Origin of the sequence: Burkholderia sp. D-99 (genome assembly GCF_011605345.1) — a bacterium.
In the GTDB taxonomy this organism is placed as follows: Bacteria; Pseudomonadota; Gammaproteobacteria; order Burkholderiales; family Burkholderiaceae; genus Burkholderia.
In genome coordinates this window covers 143,945-161,678 of sequence record NZ_JAAOXM010000008.1, presented here as the reverse complement: position 1 = coordinate 161,678, position 17,734 = coordinate 143,945, and the positions used below count along the sequence as shown (strand labels likewise).

At 67.7% G+C, this 17,734-nt stretch carries 14 protein-coding genes and 1 pseudogene; 7 read left to right on the top strand and 8 right to left on the bottom strand.

The window, feature by feature from the left end; translation table 11 throughout:
* The first annotated feature begins 59 nt into the window (after positions 1-59).
* Positions 60-965, top strand: a complete 906-nt coding sequence (locus tag HAV18_RS26110) for a LysR family transcriptional regulator (protein ID WP_166961804.1) — start codon at positions 60-62, stop codon at positions 963-965.
* Between the two features lie 133 nt (positions 966-1,098).
* On the opposite strand, the gene HAV18_RS26105 is transcribed toward HAV18_RS26110, so the two are convergent.
* From HAV18_RS26105 to HAV18_RS26075, 7 genes are all read right to left on the bottom strand, one after another.
* Positions 1,099-2,142 carry an AbrB family transcriptional regulator gene (locus HAV18_RS26105; protein ID WP_166961801.1) on the bottom strand — a complete coding sequence of 348 codons (1,044 nt, stop codon included), beginning with the start codon at positions 2,140-2,142 and terminating at the stop codon, positions 1,099-1,101.
* A gap of 25 nt (positions 2,143-2,167) precedes the next feature.
* Positions 2,168-3,307, bottom strand: coding sequence for an enoyl-CoA hydratase/isomerase family protein (locus HAV18_RS26100; protein ID WP_166961798.1), 1,140 nt, complete (start codon positions 3,305-3,307; stop codon positions 2,168-2,170).
* Positions 3,304-4,095, bottom strand: a complete 792-nt coding sequence (locus tag HAV18_RS26095; RefSeq protein WP_166961795.1) for an enoyl-CoA hydratase — start codon at positions 4,093-4,095, stop codon at positions 3,304-3,306. The genes HAV18_RS26100 and HAV18_RS26095 overlap by 4 nt, the downstream gene beginning before the upstream one ends.
* The gene (mmsB, locus tag HAV18_RS26090) at positions 4,092-4,994 is read right to left on the bottom strand and encodes a 3-hydroxyisobutyrate dehydrogenase (protein ID WP_089475353.1); all 903 of its coding nucleotides are present in this window, start codon (positions 4,992-4,994) and stop codon (positions 4,092-4,094) included. The genes HAV18_RS26095 and mmsB overlap by 4 nt, the downstream gene beginning before the upstream one ends.
* 18 nt (positions 4,995-5,012) lie before the next feature.
* A complete protein-coding gene (locus tag HAV18_RS26085; RefSeq protein ID WP_166961792.1) occupies positions 5,013-6,527 on the bottom strand; it encodes a CoA-acylating methylmalonate-semialdehyde dehydrogenase in 1,515 nt (504 codons plus the stop codon).
* Positions 6,528-6,637: 110 nt separating this feature from the next.
* Positions 6,638-8,344, bottom strand: a complete 1,707-nt coding sequence (locus HAV18_RS26080) for an AMP-binding protein (protein WP_166961789.1) — start codon at positions 8,342-8,344, stop codon at positions 6,638-6,640.
* A gap of 160 nt (positions 8,345-8,504) precedes the next feature.
* Entirely contained in the window at positions 8,505-9,638 is a 1,134-nt protein-coding gene (locus HAV18_RS26075; RefSeq protein WP_166961787.1) for an acyl-CoA dehydrogenase family protein, read from the bottom strand.
* Positions 9,639-9,775: 137 nt separating this feature from the next.
* On the opposite strand from HAV18_RS26075, the gene HAV18_RS26070 reads away from it, so the two are divergent.
* The 5 genes and pseudogenes from HAV18_RS26070 to HAV18_RS26050 form a co-directional block, all read left to right on the top strand.
* Positions 9,776-10,810: an AraC family transcriptional regulator gene (locus tag HAV18_RS26070; protein WP_166961785.1), complete on the top strand. Its 1,035-nt coding sequence runs from the start codon at positions 9,776-9,778 to the stop codon at positions 10,808-10,810.
* Positions 10,811-10,931: 121 nt separating this feature from the next.
* A complete protein-coding gene (locus HAV18_RS26065; RefSeq protein ID WP_166961782.1) occupies positions 10,932-12,482 on the top strand; it encodes a nodulation protein NfeD in 1,551 nt (516 codons plus the stop codon).
* Positions 12,479-13,252 carry a slipin family protein gene (locus HAV18_RS26060; protein ID WP_166961779.1) on the top strand — a complete coding sequence of 258 codons (774 nt, stop codon included), beginning with the start codon at positions 12,479-12,481 and terminating at the stop codon, positions 13,250-13,252. Before HAV18_RS26065 ends, HAV18_RS26060 begins: the two co-directional genes overlap by 4 nt.
* Positions 13,253-13,407: 155 nt before the next feature.
* The gene (locus HAV18_RS26055; protein ID WP_166961776.1) at positions 13,408-14,349 is read left to right on the top strand and encodes an Abi family protein; all 942 of its coding nucleotides are present in this window, start codon (positions 13,408-13,410) and stop codon (positions 14,347-14,349) included.
* Positions 14,350-14,688: 339 nt separating this feature from the next.
* A pseudogene (locus HAV18_RS26050) lies at positions 14,689-14,914 on the top strand (slipin family protein); the annotation flags it as partial.
* Positions 14,915-14,995: 81 nt separating this feature from the next.
* Here the strand turns inward: HAV18_RS26050 and HAV18_RS26045 are convergent.
* Positions 14,996-16,273, bottom strand: coding sequence for a haloacid dehalogenase-like hydrolase (locus HAV18_RS26045; protein WP_166961773.1), 1,278 nt, complete (start codon positions 16,271-16,273; stop codon positions 14,996-14,998).
* A 540-nt stretch (positions 16,274-16,813) separates the two neighbouring features.
* On the opposite strand from HAV18_RS26045, the gene HAV18_RS26040 reads away from it, so the two are divergent.
* The gene (locus tag HAV18_RS26040) at positions 16,814-17,710 is read left to right on the top strand and encodes a M24 family metallopeptidase (RefSeq protein ID WP_166961770.1); all 897 of its coding nucleotides are present in this window, start codon (positions 16,814-16,816) and stop codon (positions 17,708-17,710) included.
* Positions 17,711-17,734 lie beyond the last annotated feature (24 nt).

Sequence of the window (17,734 nt, the reverse complement as noted above, 5' to 3'; positions counted from 1 at the left end):
ATTGATGCATGCATTTCTCCAGACTGGGGAACTACAGGACTCAATCAGCACACCCTCCCATGACCGACAGACTCGACGGCGTGACGACCTTCGTCCAGGTAGTGGAATCGGGCAGCTTCGCGCTCGCCGCGGAGCGGCTCGACATGACGCGTTCGGCCGTCGGCAAGGCGGTCGCGCGGCTCGAGAAGCGGCTCGGTGCGCGGCTGCTGCAGCGCACGACGCGCAGCCAGAGCCTGACCGACGACGGCCAGGCGTACTACGACCGTTGCGTGCGCGCGCTGGCGGAACTGGAAGCGGCGGAGGCCGACCTCGACTGCGGCCGCAACGAGCCGCGCGGCAAGCTGCGCCTGAGCGTGCCGCTCGCGTTCGGGCATCACTGCGTGACGCCCGTCGTACTCGATCTCGCGCGCACCTATCCGCATCTGCGGATCGACGTGTCGATCACCGACCGCTTCGTCGATCTCGTCGAGGAAGGCATCGACCTCGCGGTGCGGATCGGCACGCTCGCGGACAGCACGAGCCTCGCGGTGCGACGGCTCGGTACGCAATACGGCAGCCTCGGCGCGGCGCCGTCGTATCTCGCCCGCCACGGAATGCCGAAAACGCTCGATGACCTGAAGCACCACCGGACGATCGCGTATTCACGCTCGGGCGTGGTTCAACCGTGGGACTTGCGCGCGCCGGACGGCTCGACGGTCCGTATCGACATGCCGCACCAGCTCAGTTTCGACGACGTGCAGGCGATCGCGGCAGCCGGCGCATCGGGGTTCGGGATCGCCTGGCTGCCGAGCTGGCTGCTCGATCACTACGTGAAGCGCGGCGAGATGACGATCGTGCTCGACCGCTGCTTCGTCTGCGAAGGCGACATCCATGCGATCTGGCCGAAGACGCGCTACCTGCCGCGCAAGACGCGCTGCGTGATCGACGCGTTCGCGCAGGCGATCCCGCCGATGATCGAGCGGTGACGGCGCTTGACGGCGCTTGACGGCGCTTGACGGTGCTCGACGGTGCTCGACGGTGCTCGACGGCGCACGACGGCGCACGACGGCGCACGACGGGCCGCCTGCCGGCATGGCACGTCCGCCCGCTGTCGTGCGTCTATTCGCCGGCTCCGCTCCCGATCGCCGGCATGCGTCGGCGGCGCGCACGGACGAGCACCGCCGGCGCGAAGTGCAGCACGACCAGGCGCGTCAGATGATGCATCAACACGAACACGACGCTCAGGCCGCCGCCATACGCGACGATCGTGATCGTCTCGATGGCCCCCGGCGCATACGAGAGCCAAAGCGGCAGCACGCCGTAGCCGGACAAGCGCGCCGTCACCGCCGCAAACGCCCCGGCGATCATCAGCATCAGCGCGATGCACACGAGGCCGGTCCGGCCGTAGCGCAGCGCGTCCGCAATGCTGATCTGCCTGAACTGCGCGCCGATCAGTGCCCCGAGGATGACCGACGCCGCATCGACGCTCCACGCCGGCATCTCGAACGCATGCAGCCAGCCCGCCTTCACGAAGACGCCTGTCAGCACGATCGCGGTGATCATGAACGGCGCGGGGACGCCGAGCCCGAGCAGCGCGCGCCCGACCAGCACGCAGAGCGCCACCAGCACCGCCAGCGCCAGCAGCGCCGCTGCCGGCAGCGCGGCGCCGGTCGCCGGCAGCGGTGCGCCGCCGTGCGCCGGAATGAAGAAACTCACCAGCATCGTGATCGAGATGAGCCGCACCAGATGCACGACGATCACCTTGCTCGATGCGCGCTCGGACTCCAGCAGGTCGAATACCGCGGCAAGCGCGCCGGGATAGACGGCCAGCAGCGCGTCGGTCCGGTTCCAGCGCGCTACGCGGGACAGCCAGAGGCTGCCGACCGCGACCTGCGCCGCCAGACAGACGAGCAAGACGCCGAGGCTCGGCACGATCGAGACGACCATCTGCGTGTCCCACGACTTGAACAGCAAGCCGGTCGCCATGCCGAGCACGATCTGCACGTACTCCAGCCCGAAGCGCAACCCGGGCGCGAAGCCGAACCGGCTGGTCGCGATCGATGCGGCAAGGATCGAGCCGAGCAGCAGGCCATGCGGGAGGCCCGCATACTGCAGCGCCATGCCGACCACGGCCAGACAGGCAAGATAGGCGAGTGCCTTCATCGGGCAGCGGCCCGGTGCCGGCAGTTCAATCCTCCCCCAACGCCGCGAGCGGATGCGCGAACAGCTTCCACGGCGACGTCAGGAAATGCCGCACGCGTTCGGCGCGCACTTCGACGAGCGACGCGGGCGCCCAGCGCGGCTTGCGATCCTTGTCGACGAGATGCGCGCGTACGCCTTCGCAGAAGTCGCCTTCCTCGATCGCACGCGCGACGATGCCGAGTTCCATCCGGAACGATTCGGCCAGCGTCATCTGGCGGCCGCGCAGCAGCGCCTCGCGCGTCACGGAGAGCATCGTCGGCGAATGGCCCGTGAGCGCATCGAGCGTCGCCTGCAGCCATTGACGGTGCTCGCGCGACAGTTCCTCGCGCGCGAGATCCTGCATCAGCGTCGCGACGATCCGCTCGACGGTCGAGCGCTTGTCGAAATGACGCACGATCCACGGCATCTGGCCGTCGAGCGCCGCATGCGGCACGACGTTGCACGGCGGCTCGAACACCTTGCGCAGCAGCGGCAACGCGTCGCCTTCCCACTTGACGCTTTCGATGCGCGTCTCGAACGTGTCGAGCCAAGCGGACGGCACGCACAGATCCGCGAGCTTCGCGGTCAGCGCGTCGGCGCCCGACAGCATCGCGCCGGTCAGCCCGACGTACAGCTCGAGTTCGACCGGCATGCGCGACAGGAAATGCGTCGCGCCGACATCGGGCACGAGGCCGATGCGCGTCTCCGGCATCGCGATCTTGCTGCGCTCGGTCGCGACGCGCAGTGCGGCGCCCTGCGCAAGACCCATGCCGCCGCCCATCGTCACGCCGTCCATCAGCGCGACCACCGGTTTCGGGAACGTATGGATCGCGTAGTCGAGCCGATACTCGTCGACGAAGAACGGCAGCCAGGTTTCGCGCTGCGCGACCATCCGGTACAGCGCGCGCACGTCGCCGCCTGCGCAAAAGCCCTTCTCGCCCGCACCGCGCAGCACGACCGCGACGATCTGGTCATCGTCGCGGCAGCGCTCGAGGAGCGCGGCCAGCTCGCCGATCATCGCGTACGACAGCGCGTTGAGCGCGGCCGGACGGTTCAGCGTGATCAGCGCCACGCGATTCACCACGCGGAACAGCACCTCGGGCGCGTGCTCCGCGAACGCGTCGTGATTCGTGACCGGCGTGCTCATCGTTGCGACTCTCCATCGGTGTGCCACTGCGGCGCGCGCTTGCCGAGGAACGCGGCCACGCCCTCGCGCGGATCGTTCGTCTCGAACAGGTCGACGAAGCGTTCGCGCTCGACCGCGAGCGCCGCGCTGCGCGGCACGCCGCGGCGCGCGAGGCCGATCAGCTCCTTGCTGTACGCGACCGCGTGCGGGCTCTGCCGCGCGACGTTGCGCGCCAGCGCCAGCGCTGCATCGCGCGATGCGCCCGACTCCACGACGTCCTCGACGAGACCGATGCGCAGCGCCGTGGCCGCATCGACCCGCGCGCCGGTCAGGATGATCTTCTTCGCCCAGCCTTCACCGACGAGCCAGGGCAGCGTCTGCGTGCCGAGCCCGCACGGCAGCAGGCCGACCGAAGGCTCGGGCAGCGCCATCTGCGCATGCGTCTCGGCGATCCGCAGGTCGCACGCGAGCGCGCATTCGAGCCCGCCGCCCATCGCATAGCCGTTGATCGCCGCGATCGTCACGACACGCGCGTCGTGCAGCGCCTCGAACGCCGCGCCGAAGCGCGATGCCATCGCGCGCGCGACCGCGCGGTCGCCTTCGGCGAACGTGTTGAGATCGGCGCCCGCGCTGAAGAACTTCGGGCCGTCGCCGGTGACCACCAGCGCGCGCACGCGCGGGTTCGCATTCAGCTCGGCGACGGTTTCCTGCAGTTGCTGCAGCCCGTCGGCGGTAAAGGCGTTCGCGGGCGGACGCTTGAGCGTCGCGCACACGATCGCGCCGTCGTCGACGTAGTCCAGTTCGATCATGAGGCGTCCTTCTTCGTTGCCGGTTGGTACAGGCGGATCACCGCCGAGAAATCGAGTTGCCCGTCGCCGCGGCTGCTCATCGTCTGGTACAGCTGCTGCGCGAGCGCGCCGAGATAGACGGGCTGGCGTGCCTGCTTCGCGGCGTCGTTCGCGAGGCCGAGATCCTTCAGCATCAGGTCGGTGCCGAAGCCGCCCGAGTAGCCGCGCGACGACGGCGCAGTCTCGATCACGCCCGGATACGGGTTGTAGGTATCCGAGCTCCAGCAACGGCCCGTCGACGTGTTGACGATGCCCGCCAGCACCTTCGGGTCGATGCCGAGTGCGACACCAAGCGACATCGCCTCCGACACGGCCGCCATCGAGATGCCGAGCACGAGGTTGTTGCAGACCTTCGCGACCTGCCCCATCCCCGTCGCGCCGCAATGGACGATGTTCTTGCCCATGCCGGCGAGCACGGGCTTCACGCGCTCGAAATCCGCATCGCTGCCGCCGACCATGAAGGTCAAGGTGCCTGCCGCCGCGCCGCCGGTGCCGCCTGACACCGGCGCATCGACGAACGCGCCGCCGTGCTCGCGCACCAGCGCGCCGAACGCCTGTGCGCTAGCCGGGTCGATCGTGCTCGAATCGATCACGGTCGCGCCTGCGCCGAGGCCGGCCAGCACGCCGTTCTCGCCGGACAGCACCGAGCGCACGTGCGGGGCAGCCGGCAGCATCGTGATCACGAACGTCGCGCCCGATGCCGCATCGCGCGGCGATGCAGCCACCTGCGCACCGGCGTCCTGCAGCGCGCGCAATGCATCGGCGCTCAGGTCGAATGCATGTACTTCATGGCCGGCTTTCAGCAGGTTCAGCGCCATCGGTGCGCCCATGTGGCCGAGGCCGATAAATCCGATTTTCATTTTGGAGTCCTCCGCTGGTCAATGCAGCCGGATCGTCGTGTTCACCGGGCCGGCCGTCGTGTCGTCGTCGAACCAGCGCGCGGTGACCGTCTTGGTCTGCGTGTAGAACTGCACGACCTGCTTGCCGTACGGGCCGAGATCGCCGAGCTTCGAGCCACGCGAACCGGTGAAGCTGAAGAACGGCACCGGTACCGGGATCGGGATGTTGATGCCGACCTGGCCGATGTCGATCTCGCTCTGGAACTTGCGCGCCGCCGCGCCGCTTTGCGTGAACAGGCCGACGCCGTTGCCGAACGGGTTTGCGTTGACGAGCGCGATCGCGTCGTCGAGCGAGTCGGCTTCGAGCACGACGAGCACCGGGCCGAAGATTTCGTGCGTGTAGATCGACATGCCGGTCTTCACGCCCGAGAAGATCGTCGGGCCGATGAAGTTGCCGCTTTCGTAGCCGGCCACTTTCACGTCGCGGCCGTCCAGCTCGAGCTTCGCGCCTTCGTTCACACCCGCTTCGATCAGCGACAGGATGCGCTCCTTCGCGGTTTTCGACACGACCGGGCCGACGTCGGTGCCGGCTTCCGCGCCCGAATTCACCTTCAGAAGCTTCGCCTTTGCGACGAGATCGGGCAGCCAGTCGCGCGCTTCGCCAACCAGCACCGCGACCGATGTCGCCATGCAGCGCTGCCCTGCCGCGCCGAAGCCGGCGCCGACGAGCGCGTTGATCGTCTGCTCGCGGTTCGCATCCGGCAACACCACCGCATGGTTCTTCGCGCCCATCATCGACTGCACGCGCTTGCCGTGCGCGCTGCCGAGGTTGTACACGTGCGTGCCGACTGCTGTCGAGCCGACGAACGAGATGGCCTTCACGAGCGGATGCGTGCAGATTGCGTCGACGACTTCCTTGCCGCCGTGCACGACGTTCAGTACGCCTTTCGGAACGCCGGCCTCGATCGCGAGCTCAACGAGCTCCATCGTCGACATCGGATCCTGTTCCGACGGCTTCAGCACGAACGTGTTGCCGCAGACGATCGCCATCGGGAACATCCACAGCGGGATCATCGCGGGGAAGTTGAACGGCGTGATGCCCGCGCACACGCCGAGCGGCTGGCGCAGCGTGTAGGTGTCGACGCCGCCCGCGACGTTCTCCGCGAATTCACCGAGCTGCAGCGAACCGATCGAGCACGCGTGCTCGACGACTTCAAGGCCGCGGAAGATGTCGCCTTCGGCGTCGGGAATCGTCTTGCCCTGCTCGGCCGTCAGCGTCTTCGCGATGCGCTGCTGGTTCGTGCGCACGAGATCCTGGAACTTCAGCATGATGCGCATGCGCGCGGCGATCGGCGTGTTCTTCCACGTCGCGTACGCGGTGTGCGCGGCCTGCACGGCCGCGTCGACTTCCGCGACGGTCGCGAACGGCACGCGCGCGAGCACCTGTTGCGTCGCCGGGTTGACGATGTCGCGCCACTCGTTCGTGGCGGACTCGACGAAGGTGCCATCGATCAGCAGCTTGACCGTCGGCACGTCTTTCGAATTCGCGTTCATCGATCCAATCTCCTTGCAGAGGGCCGCGAAGCGCGATATCGCCGCGCGGCCGGTTCAATTCGGCTGCGGGCGGCGGCCGCGAATTGCGGCGCGCGCGGCCCGCGGTCACGTCACTTCAATTCAGCGGCGAAATCCTCTTCCCAGTATTCGCCGGGCATCCGTTCACTTGCATCGTCGCCGCGCTCGATCTCGCGGCGGCGCAATTCGACGCGGCGGATCTTCCCCGAGATCGTCTTCGGCAGCTCCGCGAACTGCAGGCGGCGGATCCGCTTGTACGGCGCGAGCTTCTCGCGCGAGAAACGGAAGATTTCCAGCGCGAGTTCGGGGCTTTCCTCGTAGCCCTGCCGCAGCGTGATGAAGGTCTTCGGCACCGACAGCCGCACGGGGTCGGGGCTCGGCACGACGGCCGCTTCGGCGATCGCCGGATGCTCGATCAGCACGCTCTCGAGTTCGAACGGGCTCAGCCGGTAGTCGGACGACTTGAACACGTCGTCCGCGCGGCCGATGTACACGTAGTAGCCGTCGTCGCCGCGCATCGCGATGTCCGACGTGCGGTAGTGGCCGTCGCGCATCGCATGGGCCGTCGCATCGGGATTGTTTGCGTAGCCGGTCATCAGCCCGACCGGGCGCGTGACGTCCGCGCCGATCGGCAGCGCGACTTCACCTTCGGTCACGGGCGCGCCGTCCGGGTCGAGCAGCGCAATGCGGTAGCCGGGTAGCGGCCGGCCCATCGAGCCCGCGACCACCGGCTGGCCCGGCGAGTTGCCGATCAGGCAGGTCGTCTCGGTCTGGCCGTAGCCGTCGCGAATCGCGATGCCCCACGCCTTCTTCACGCGCTCGATGATCTCGGGATTCAGCGGCTCGCCCGCGCCGACGATCTCGCGCAGCTTCACGTCGAACGACGCGAGCGGCTGCTGCACGAGCATGCGCCACACGGTCGGCGGCGCACACAGCGTCGTCACCTGGTATTTGACGAGCGCATCGAGCACGACCTTCGGCTCGAAGCGCGCGTAGTTGAATGCGAACACGCACGCCTGCGCATTCCACGGCGCGAAGAAGCAGCTCCACGCGTGCTTCGCCCAGCCCGGCGAGCTGATGTTCCAGTGGATGTCGCCCGGCTGCAGGCCGACCCAGTACATCGTCGACAGATGGCCGACCGGATAGGTGCGGTGCGTATGCTCGACGAGCTTCGGCTTCGACGTCGTGCCCGACGTGAAGTACAGCAGCATCGGATCGTTCGCGTGCGTGACGGCGTCCGGCTCGAATTCGGCGCTCGCCGCGTAGCCGTCGTTCATCGCGAGCCAGCCCGCACGCGGCGCGCCCGCGACGATCTTCTGCGTGAGTCCGAGGTCGGGCTGTTCGAATTTCGCGGTTTCGTTCTCGTCGACGATCGCGTATTTCGCGCCGCCGATCTGCACGCGGTCGCGCACGTCGTCGGGCGACAGTTGCGTGGTGGCAGGCAGCACGATCGCGCCGAGCTTCATCGCGGCGAGCATCGCGTCCCACAACTCGACACGGTTCGGCAGCATCAGCAGAATGCGGTCGCCGCGCACGACGCCGATCGAGCGCAGCCAGTTCGCGATCCGCGACGAACGCTCGGACATCTGCGCGAACGAATACGGATCGCCCGTGCCGGTCGCCGCGTCGACGATCCACAGCGCGGGCTGGTCGTTGCCGCGTGCCATCGGGTCGAAGTAGTCGAGCGCCCAGTTGAATGCGTCGAGCACCGGCCATTCGAACTCGCGGTACGCGGTTTCGTAGTCGGTGCGATGGCGCAGCAGAAAGTCGCGTGCGTTCAGGAATGCCTGTACCGTCATCGTTTCCTCCAGTCTCCATGTCTCGCGGTCAACCGGCGCATGCGCTGCAGCCCATGCACGGTTTCCGCTGGTGCGGCGCACGGTCACGTCGTTGCGTGCCGCGTTCGCCGCGCTGCCCTCGTGCCCTGCTCGATGTTTCGACCGGGGCGACCGTCGCGGCTCAAAGCTGCCGTGCGATCACCATCCGCTGCACTTCGCTGGTGCCTTCGTAAATCTGCGTGATGCGCGCGTCGCGATAGTGACGCTCGACTTCGTAATCGACCAGGTAGCCGTAGCCGCCGTGGATCTGGATCGCATCCGAACACACGCGCTCGGCCATCTCCGACGCGAACAGCTTCGCCTGCGACGCTTCCGACAGGCACGGCAGCCCGGCCGTGCGCAGCTTCGCCGCGTGATGCACGAGCAGGCGCGCGGCGTTGATCTGCACGGCCATGTCGGCGAGTTTCTGCTGGATCGCCTGATGCTCGGCGATCGGCTTGCCGAACTGCACGCGCTCACCCGCATAACTGCGCGCCTTGTCGAACGCGGCGCGCGCGATGCCGAGCGCCTGCGCGGCGATGCCGATGCGGCCGCCTTCGAGGTTCGACAGCGCGATCTTCAGCCCTTCGCCGCGGTTGCCGAGCAGGTTCTCTTCCGGAATCGCGCAGTTCTCGAACGTGATCGGGCACGTATCCGATGCGCGGATGCCCATCTTCTTCTCGGGCTTGCCGACGATGAAGCCCGGCGTGTCGGTCGGCACCAGGAACGCGGAGATGCCGCGTTTGCCGGCTTCCGGGTCGGTCATGGCAAAAACGATCGCCACACCGGCGCGCTGGCCGTTGGTCACGAACTGCTTCGCGCCGTTCAGCACCCATTTGCCGTCGCGCAGTTCCGCACGCGTGCGCAGGTTGTTCGCTTCGGAGCCGGCCTGCGGCTCGGTCAGGCAGAACGCGCCGATCACGCGGCCGGCCGCCATGTCGGCCAGCCAGCGATCTTTCTGCGCGGGCGTGCCGAAACCGAGGATCGGCCCGCAGCCGACCGAGTTGTGCACGCTCATCATCGTCGCGCACGCGGCGTCGCCGGCGGCGACCTCTTCCATCGCCAGCGCATAGGCCACGTAGTCCGTATACGAGCCGCCCAGCTCCTGCGGCACGATCATCCCGAGCAGGCCGAGTTCGCCGAGCTGCGCGACGATCGCGTCGGGCAGGTGCGCATCGTGGTCCCATTGCGCCGCGTTCGGCGCCAGCATCTCGGTGGCAAAGGCGCGCGCGGCATCGCGGATCATCCGCTGGTCTTCGGTGTAAAGCTCGTCCATGGTGCTGCTGTCTCCCGCGGCCGCCGGGCGCGACCGTCCTTGCGTTTCGATGCAACAAGTGTAGGCAAGCAGGCGCGACTGTTCGATGCTCGCGTCGCTCATTTACACTGAGCGTTTTTGCCACACCGGCGGCACGGATGAAGCAGGAAGACAAGGGAACCGTCGCGATCAGCCTCGTCGCTTACAGCGTCGCGCTCGCCACGCGGCGCGGCGTCGCGGCCGAGCCGCTGCTCGCGCAGGCCGGCATCGCACCCGCGCTGCTCGGGCAGCCGCGCGCACGCGTGAGCGCGCAGCAATACGGCGCGCTGTGGAACGCGATCGCACGCACGCTCGACGACGAGTTTTTCGGGCAGGATCGCCACCCGATGCGCAGCGGCAGCTTCATCGCGATGAGCCAGTCCGCGCTGTCCGCGAAAGACGGGCTGCACGCGATGGCGCGCGCGGTGAATTTCATGCACTGCGTGCTCGACGACCTGCACGCGGAACTCGACGCGAACCCGCAGCGCGTGCGGCTGCGCTTCGTGCACCGCAACAACGGCGCGACGCCCGCGATGTTCACGTACGCGACCTATTTCATCATCGTGTACGGGCTCACCTGCTGGCTGATCGGGCGCCGCATTCCGCTGCTGCATGCGAGCTTCCGCTGCGACACGCCGCCCGCCGACCACGAATACCCGTCGATGTTCTGCGACGACATGCGGTTCAACGAACCCGATTCGTATGTCGATTTCGATCCCGAATTCGCGACACTGCCGGTCGTGCAGAACGCGAAGACGCTGAAGACGTTCCTGCGCAACGCGCCGGCGAGCTTCATCGTCAAGTACCGCAACCCGAACGCACTCGCGCAGCGCGTGCGCGCGGTGCTGCGCGGGATGCCGCCCGCCGCGTGGCCGGGCGCGGGCGGGATGGCCGCGCGGCTGCACGTGGCCGAGGCCACGCTGCGCCGCAAGCTGCACCAGGAAGGCCAGGCCTACCAGTCGATCAAGGACACGCTGCGGCGCGATCTCGCGTTCGAGGCGCTGGCCGACCCCGCGCGTACGATCGCCGACGTCGCGGCTGCAACCGGTTTCGCGGAACCGAGCGCGTTCTACCGCGCGTTCCGCAAATGGAGCGGGCGCAGCCCGGCCGACTATCGCGACGAAGTGCTCGCGCGGGGCGGCGGCGCGGTCTGAAGCCGGCCGGCACGGCCGTCGCTTCGCGCTTTCCGCCGAAACCGCCTAATCTTTAAGCATCGGGCCCACGCCCTTTCCGCAAGCCGGACCGCGCGCAGCCGCGCGCCGCCCGGACGTCCCGATGCAATTTCACCGTCACGAGCCGTCGCCGGCGCCTGCCACGCCCGGCGGCCACCCTCGTCACCCGCTGTCCGCGCGGGTCGCGCGCGCCGCGCTGTTCGCGGCGCTGCTCGTCGTGTGTGCCGCGGTCGCCGCGCCGCCCTCCGCCGAAGCACCCGCCACCGCCCGCCCGGTCATCGTGATCCCGATCAACGGCGCGATCGGGCCGGCCAGCGCCGATTTCATCGTGCGCTCGCTTGACCGCGCGGCACGCCAGCACGCGCCGCTCGCGATCCTGCAGCTCGACACGCCCGGCGGCCTCGACACGTCGATGCGGCAGATCATCAAGGCCATCCTCGGCTCGCCCGTGCCGGTCGCCGCGTTCGTCGCGCCGGGCGGCGCGCGGGCCGCCAGCGCGGGCACCTACATCGTCTATGCCAGCCACTTCGCGGCGATGGCGCCCGGCACCAATCTCGGCGCGGCGTCGCCCGTGCAGTTCGGCATCGGCGGCGCCGCGCCGCCGGGCGGGAACCCCGTTGCACCGCGGGCGCCGCCGGGTGCATCCGGCGCATCGGACGCATCGCCCGCCGCACTGCCGACCGACACGCAATCGACCGAGATCCGCAAGGCGATGCAGGACGCATCGGCCTATATCCGCGGCCTCGCACAGCTGCGCGGGCGCAATGCCGCCTGGGGCGAGCGTGCGGTGCGCGAAGCCGTCAGCCTGTCGGCCAGCGAGGCGCGTGCGCAGCACGTCGTCGACCTGATCGCGCAGGATCCCGCCGACCTCGCGCGCCAGCTCGACGGCCATAGCGCAACGACCACTGCCGGCACGGTGCGGCTCGCGACCGCGCATGCGCCGCTCGTCGTGGTCGAGCCCGACTGGCGCAGCCGTTTCCTGGCGATCATCACCGACCCGAACGTCGCACTGATCCTGTTGACGATCGGCATCTACGGCCTCTTCTTCGAGTTCGCGAACCCCGGCTTCGTACTGCCGGGCGTCGTCGGCACGATCTGCCTGCTGGTCGGGCTGTTCGCGATGCAGTTGCTGCCGATCAGCTATGCGGGCCTCGGCCTCGTGCTGCTCGGCCTCGGTTGCCTCGTCGCCGAGGCGTTCCTGCCGACCTTCGGCGTGCTCGGCTTCGGCGGAATCGTGTCGTTCACGATCGGCGCGCTGATGCTGATCGACACCGACGTGCCCGGCTACGGGATTCCGTGGCCCGTGATCGCGAGCCTGGCGCTCGGCGGCGGGCTGCTCGTCGCGGGCGTGTCAAGCGTCGCGCTGCGCGCGCGGCGGCGCCCGGTCGTGACGGGCGCCGAGGCGATGGTCGGCAGCATCGGCGAGGTGCTCGACGACGGCCTGCAGGCCGACCAGCCGCATGGCGCGGCCGGCGCCGCGCCGTCCGCCGCCGGCTGGGCGCGCGTGCGCGGCGAGCGCTGGCGCGTGGCCAGCAGCGCGCCGCTCGCCGCCGGCTGCCGCGTGCGCGTCACCGGCCGCCACGGGCTGCTGCTCACCGTCGCCCCGCTCTACGACATACCGGCGCAAGAACAACATCAAGGAGAGCCGTCATGATCGGCTACACATTCGGCTTCAGCAGCGTCCTGATCGTCTTCGTCGTGGTGCTCGTCGCGTCGTCGATCCGCATCTTCCGCGAGTACGAGCGCGGCGTGGTGTTCATGCTCGGCCGCTTCTGGAAGGTGAAAGGGCCCGGGCTCGTGCTGATCATCCCGATCGTCCAGCAAGTCGTGCGGATCGACCTGCGCACCGTCGTGTTCGACGTGCCGCCGCAGGACGTGATCACGCGCGACAACGTGTCGGTGAAGGTCAACGCGGTCGTGTATTTCCGTGTGGTCGATCCGGAGAAGGCCGTGATCCAGGTCGCGCGCTTTTTCGACGCGACGAGCCAGCTGTCGCAGACGACGCTGCGCTCGGTGCTCGGCAAGCACGACCTCGACGCGCTGCTCGCCGAGCGCGAGCAGTTGAACGCGGACATCCAGAAGACACTCGACGCGCAGACCGATGCATGGGGGATCAAGGTATCGACGGTCGAGATCAAGCACGTCGACCTGAACGAGACGATGATCCGCGCGATCGCGCGTCAGGCCGAGGCCGAACGCGAGCGGCGCGCGAAGGTGATTCATGCGGAAGGCGAACTGCAGGCGTCGGAGAAACTGCTGCAGGCCGCGCAAAAGCTCGCGCAGGAGCCGCAGGCGATGCAGCTGCGCTACCTGCAGACGCTGACGACAATCGCGGCGGACAAGAATTCGACGATCGTGTTTCCGCTGCCGATCGATCTGCTGGGGGCGTTGCTGGATCGGCTGGGGGGGAAGCGGGAGGGATGAGGCAAACAATGGATTAGCACCGGATTCGGCGGACAAGCGACAACAGGCATTGATACCTGCCGGCGCCCCCATCTGCCGAATGGTATGGAAGGTGGCCGCTCACGCTCCGTTGGCGTATACAACGAGATCCGCATACATAGCTGTACGGATCAACGATGGGCAAGACTCGGACAAGGAAGACGGCATCGGCGACGCCAACCAGGGCCTATGGCAAGGTGGCCCTCAGCGCCGAGGAAACGCTGCATCGTCTGTGGCAACGCGGCCTGCGCATCGACGATCGCCCCGCGAACTTGCGAATGCTCCGGTCGATCGGCCATTTCCGCTTGCTGGTCTACATGCGCCGGTTCCAGAACCCCACGACCAAGCGATTCTGGCCTCGAACCCGATTCTCCGACATCGTTGAACTCTACGCATTCGATCGACGTCTGCGCTCGATCACGATGGACGCGGTCGAGCGCATCGAGGTTGCGTTGCGCGCCGCACTCAGCAATCCCCTCGCAATCGACTACGGCAGCCACTGGTATGTCGAGAGGGACCGCTTCGTTGACCTGCGCCACTACGCACGCGTTCTGGATCAGATCGCCCGGGAGTGTGAAACCCGGAAAGGCTCGGCGCTGACTCACTACTATCGAACCTATGCCAGCCCCGACCTGCCGCCGATCTGGCTGGTCTGCGAGCGGCTGAGCCTGGGCGCGTTGTCGCGAATCTTCAGTGCGCTCTCGATGCGCGACCGCAAGGTCGCCGGACGCCATGCGTGGCCGGACATCCCTGATACGGTGCTCACCAGCTGGCTGCAATCGCTCACCGACCTGCGCAATGCGTGTGCGCGTCACGCCCGGCTCTGGGGAACGAAGCTGACGGTATCGCCTCCCGCCAAGCCGGCCGGGCGAACGCTCGCCCGGTATGCCCCTGAAATGACCCGGCCGGAGACGTTCTACGCCCGCGCAACGATGATGAAGGCCCTGCTCGACCCACTCGGTCACGGGGCCGAATGGCGCGAAGCCTTGCGAGCGACGTTGACGGGGTGTGAGCACGTGGACGCGGCGTCCCATCTCGGCTTCACGACCGATTGGCATTCCACGCCGGCGTGGCGGTGAGTTCAGAGCGGATACAACCGAACACGCGGCAGGATGCCCGTCACGCTCCGTTTTCGACGCGATGCATTTTGACATTCCGTCGATACTTCGCTAGCATCGTCGATGAAAACGCTGGGGACGCCTCTCGACGATGCGCAACACTTCAGACGGCAAAAGGACGCGCAAGCGTCCTTTTTTTATTGTCCGCCTCCTCCGTTGTGCGCTCGATCCGCTCCCCTCTCCAGATTCGGTGCCACTCCCACACCCGATCGATCTCTGTCGCTCTCCTCGTTCCCGGCCCCCGGTCCGGAACCTCTCCTTCATTTCCCCCCTCGCCAGCTCGCGCAGACGAAGTGGCGCCGGGCGGTCGGCAAGCACGACCTCGCCGAGCGCGAGCGTCGCGTGCAAGTGATTCATGCGGAAGGCGAGCTGCAGGTGCCGGAAGCAGCCGCAGGCGATGCAGCTGCACTACCTGCAGACGCTGACAACAATCGCCGCGGACAAGAATTCGACGATCGTGTTTCCGCTGCCGATCGATCTGATCGGCGCGTTGCTGGAGCGGCTGGGCATGCCGCACGAGCGCTGAAACGCGCGTGTTCCGGCCTGCGCGGAGCAGCCGTCGCCCCCGCCGGGCGCCGGGCCGCGACGGCCCGGCACCCGGCACACGTCAAGCGAGCAGCTTGCGCTCGGCCTTGCCGTACTTGATCGACTTCTCGTCCGGAATCATCAGGCCCGTGTGCTCGTCGCGGCCCTGCAGCAGGAAGCGCGCGTCCGGCTGGCCGATCTGCTCGGCCGCGAGCTTGCTGTCCGCGCCGATCTCGCCCTTCTTCATCCGGTTGACGATCACGCCGGCTGCCGTGTCCTTGAAGTCGCGCAGCATCCACGCGTCGCCGTCGCTGTCGCCGAACACCAGCAGCGGGCCGTAGCCCTTCTTCGATTCGAGCACGTTGCGGATACCCACCGTCTTGCCGGGCCCCCAGTTGAAATGCCAGCCGGCCGGATAGGTGCTCGTGTACTTGCCGTCCCGCATGTCGAGGCGCAGGCCGATCACGTTCTCCGGCGGCACGCCGTAGCCATAGTTCGGATTGCCGGCGAACACGCGCACGACATCGTCGAGCGACGCGGTGCTCACGTACACGTCGATGCCGTTCGCGCGCAGCGTGTGCATCACCGCACGGATTTCCTCATGAATGCGGATGCCGTGGAAATGCGTGTCGGCCACCACGCCGGCCTTGCCCGGCAGCGTCTTCGGGCTTTCGTAGCGGACCTTGCGCAGCGCGTCGCCGATCCCGTAGTTGTCCGACGCTTCCGCCATCGCCTGCAACTCGGCGGTCGTCATGTTCTTGTAGAAGTAGATGATCCACTTGTAGCCGACTTCGAGCGGGTGCGTGTCGCAGATCGCGTCGTACATGAAGTACAGCTTCGCGCGGAAATCCTTGAACTGATCGGTCTCGCGAATCTCGTCGAGGCTCTTCTCGCCGCCGAAACCCTTGTAGTTCGCGTAGAGCCAGCGGTAGTCGGATTCGACGTCGGCGGCGAGATCCTCCATCGTCACCGGCTTGCCGTCGACGGTCGTGTAGTCCTTCATGAACGCGCCCTTCGGCACGTCCTTCCACATCACGCCGACGAATTCGTCCGGCGTCAGCTTGTACTGCAGATGGTTGATCTGGTACATCAGCAACGCCTCTTCGCAGTCGTTCATGATGCACGTGTTGTCCCAGTCGAACACCGCGTACGGGCGGCGCTTTTCGTCGTAGCGCGCGCTCGCGACGCCATGCTGGTCGAGCACTGCCTGCAGGCGCGCGGCGTTGAACGCCGACCAGCGGCCCGGGTCCAGCGCGTCCGGCGCGGTCGTGCTCCTGGCGTCGGCGGTAGCGGCCTTGAGCATCAGCGACGTCGCAGCGGTCGCCGCGGCAAGGGTATTCATGAACTGGCGGCGTTGCATGGTCTCTCTCCGTGGAAATGTCGAATCGGCTTCGGTCACTGCCCCGTGCAGCGCACCGACGGTTCATCGCCGCGGCGAAGCCGGGGCGGCTTCGAATTGGGGGCGAATGATGTGACGAAATTATTTCGGCAATTTGACAGCGTCACGTCGCGACGCGACGGCAAGTTGATCCGGCGCGACATGCCGGGCGTCACAAGATGGCCGAAGACGGTCACCCGGGCCGGCAACGGGCCCGCTCTCGACATCGTCCGGAAACCTAGAGGCTCCCCTCCATTTCGCCCTTCCATTAGGACAAATCCTCACCCCCGGGGGCTGGCGCGCGACGCCGAACCGGCTATGATCATTACATTACTCAATGACACATTAAATGCTGACTGAATAAACCGCCGCGGTGACGCGGGCGGGTGCATTCCGGATCAGCGCCCCAGCCTCGCCCGGGACCGGCGCGCGCTTTGCGCGGGACCGGAGCCGGTGCTGAAACACCCACACCGGTCGACAAGCGCCGACGCGCCCGCTCAGGCCGACATCTGGAGACGCATCATGGCCGACCACTCGCTGCCGGAAGTCCACCTCGACGAGCTGCCGCAATTCCGCGCGGTCCAGCAGCTTGCCTACCGCTGTGTCGAGACCGTCGGCGCGATGCTCTACCCCGGCATCACCGAGAAGGAAGCCGCGCGCCTCTTGACCGAATGGCTGCAGGACAACGGCGTACACGACTGGCTGCACAAGCCGTTCGCGTGGTTCGGCGACCGCACCGCGTTCGAGGGCTTCTCGGGCCTCAAGCACATGGGCGGCTTCAATCTCGCGTTCTTCCCGAGCAACCGGCAGCTCGAGACCGACATGCCGGTGATCCTCGACGTCGCGCCGGTGCTCGACGGCATCGTGGCCGACGTCGGCTACGCGCACTGCCTCGGCGAGAACCCGATCCTCGAACAGCTGCAGGACGACCTGATGGACCACCGCGACATGATCGTGCGGCTCGTGAAGGAGCGCCGGTCGATGGCCGAGGTCGCGCAGGAAGTCGACGCGCTGTGCCGCCGCCAGGGCGTCGAGCCGCGCCACAAGGCCTATCCGTTCAAGGTGCTCGCGCATCGCGTCGCGAAGATCCACAAGCTGTCGAAGCCGCGCTTCGTCGCGCGCTTCGGGCTGAACGCGACGCGCAACCTGCTGCTCGACCAGGGCCGCGCGGCGAAACAGCAGGGCTGGTCGCCGCTGTGGTCGATCGACCGCCGCTCCGAGCATGCGCCCGTGCCGGGCCTGTGGGCCGTCGAGCCGCATCTCGGCTTCGCCGGCGTCGGCGCGAAATTCGAAGAGCTGCTCGTCATTACCGAAGACGACGCGTACTGGCTCGACGAAGACCTGCCGCACGTGCGCCGCTGGCAGCGCCGCCAGGCCGAGCGTGCGCAGGCCGTCGCGACCGTGCCGGCCGCCGCCTGACGCGCCCCCGCCCTTTCTCCCGAA

Coding starts and splice junctions, on each gene's coding strand:
- HAV18_RS26080 (WP_166961789.1), bottom strand. CDS start 8,344: ATGACGGTACAGGCATTCCTGAACGCACGCGACTTTCTGCTGCGCCAT.
- mmsB (WP_089475353.1), bottom strand. CDS start 4,994: ATGAAAATCGGATTTATCGGCCTCGGCCACATGGGCGCACCGATGGCG.
- HAV18_RS26060 (WP_166961779.1), top strand. CDS start 12,479: ATGATCGGCTACACATTCGGCTTCAGCAGCGTCCTGATCGTCTTCGTC.
- HAV18_RS26075 (WP_166961787.1), bottom strand. CDS start 9,638: ATGGACGAGCTTTACACCGAAGACCAGCGGATGATCCGCGATGCCGCG.
- HAV18_RS26095 (WP_166961795.1), bottom strand. CDS start 4,095: ATGATCGAACTGGACTACGTCGACGACGGCGCGATCGTGTGCGCGACG.
- HAV18_RS26100 (WP_166961798.1), bottom strand. CDS start 3,307: ATGAGCACGCCGGTCACGAATCACGACGCGTTCGCGGAGCACGCGCCC.
- HAV18_RS26055 (WP_166961776.1), top strand. CDS start 13,408: ATGGGCAAGACTCGGACAAGGAAGACGGCATCGGCGACGCCAACCAGG.
- HAV18_RS26085 (WP_166961792.1), bottom strand. CDS start 6,527: ATGAACGCGAATTCGAAAGACGTGCCGACGGTCAAGCTGCTGATCGAT.
- HAV18_RS26065 (WP_166961782.1), top strand. CDS start 10,932: ATGCAATTTCACCGTCACGAGCCGTCGCCGGCGCCTGCCACGCCCGGC.
- HAV18_RS26040 (WP_166961770.1), top strand. CDS start 16,814: ATGGCCGACCACTCGCTGCCGGAAGTCCACCTCGACGAGCTGCCGCAA.
- HAV18_RS26105 (WP_166961801.1), bottom strand. CDS start 2,142: ATGAAGGCACTCGCCTATCTTGCCTGTCTGGCCGTGGTCGGCATGGCG.
- HAV18_RS26045 (WP_166961773.1), bottom strand. CDS start 16,273: ATGCAACGCCGCCAGTTCATGAATACCCTTGCCGCGGCGACCGCTGCG.
- HAV18_RS26070 (WP_166961785.1), top strand. CDS start 9,776: ATGAAGCAGGAAGACAAGGGAACCGTCGCGATCAGCCTCGTCGCTTAC.
- HAV18_RS26110 (WP_166961804.1), top strand. CDS start 60: ATGACCGACAGACTCGACGGCGTGACGACCTTCGTCCAGGTAGTGGAA.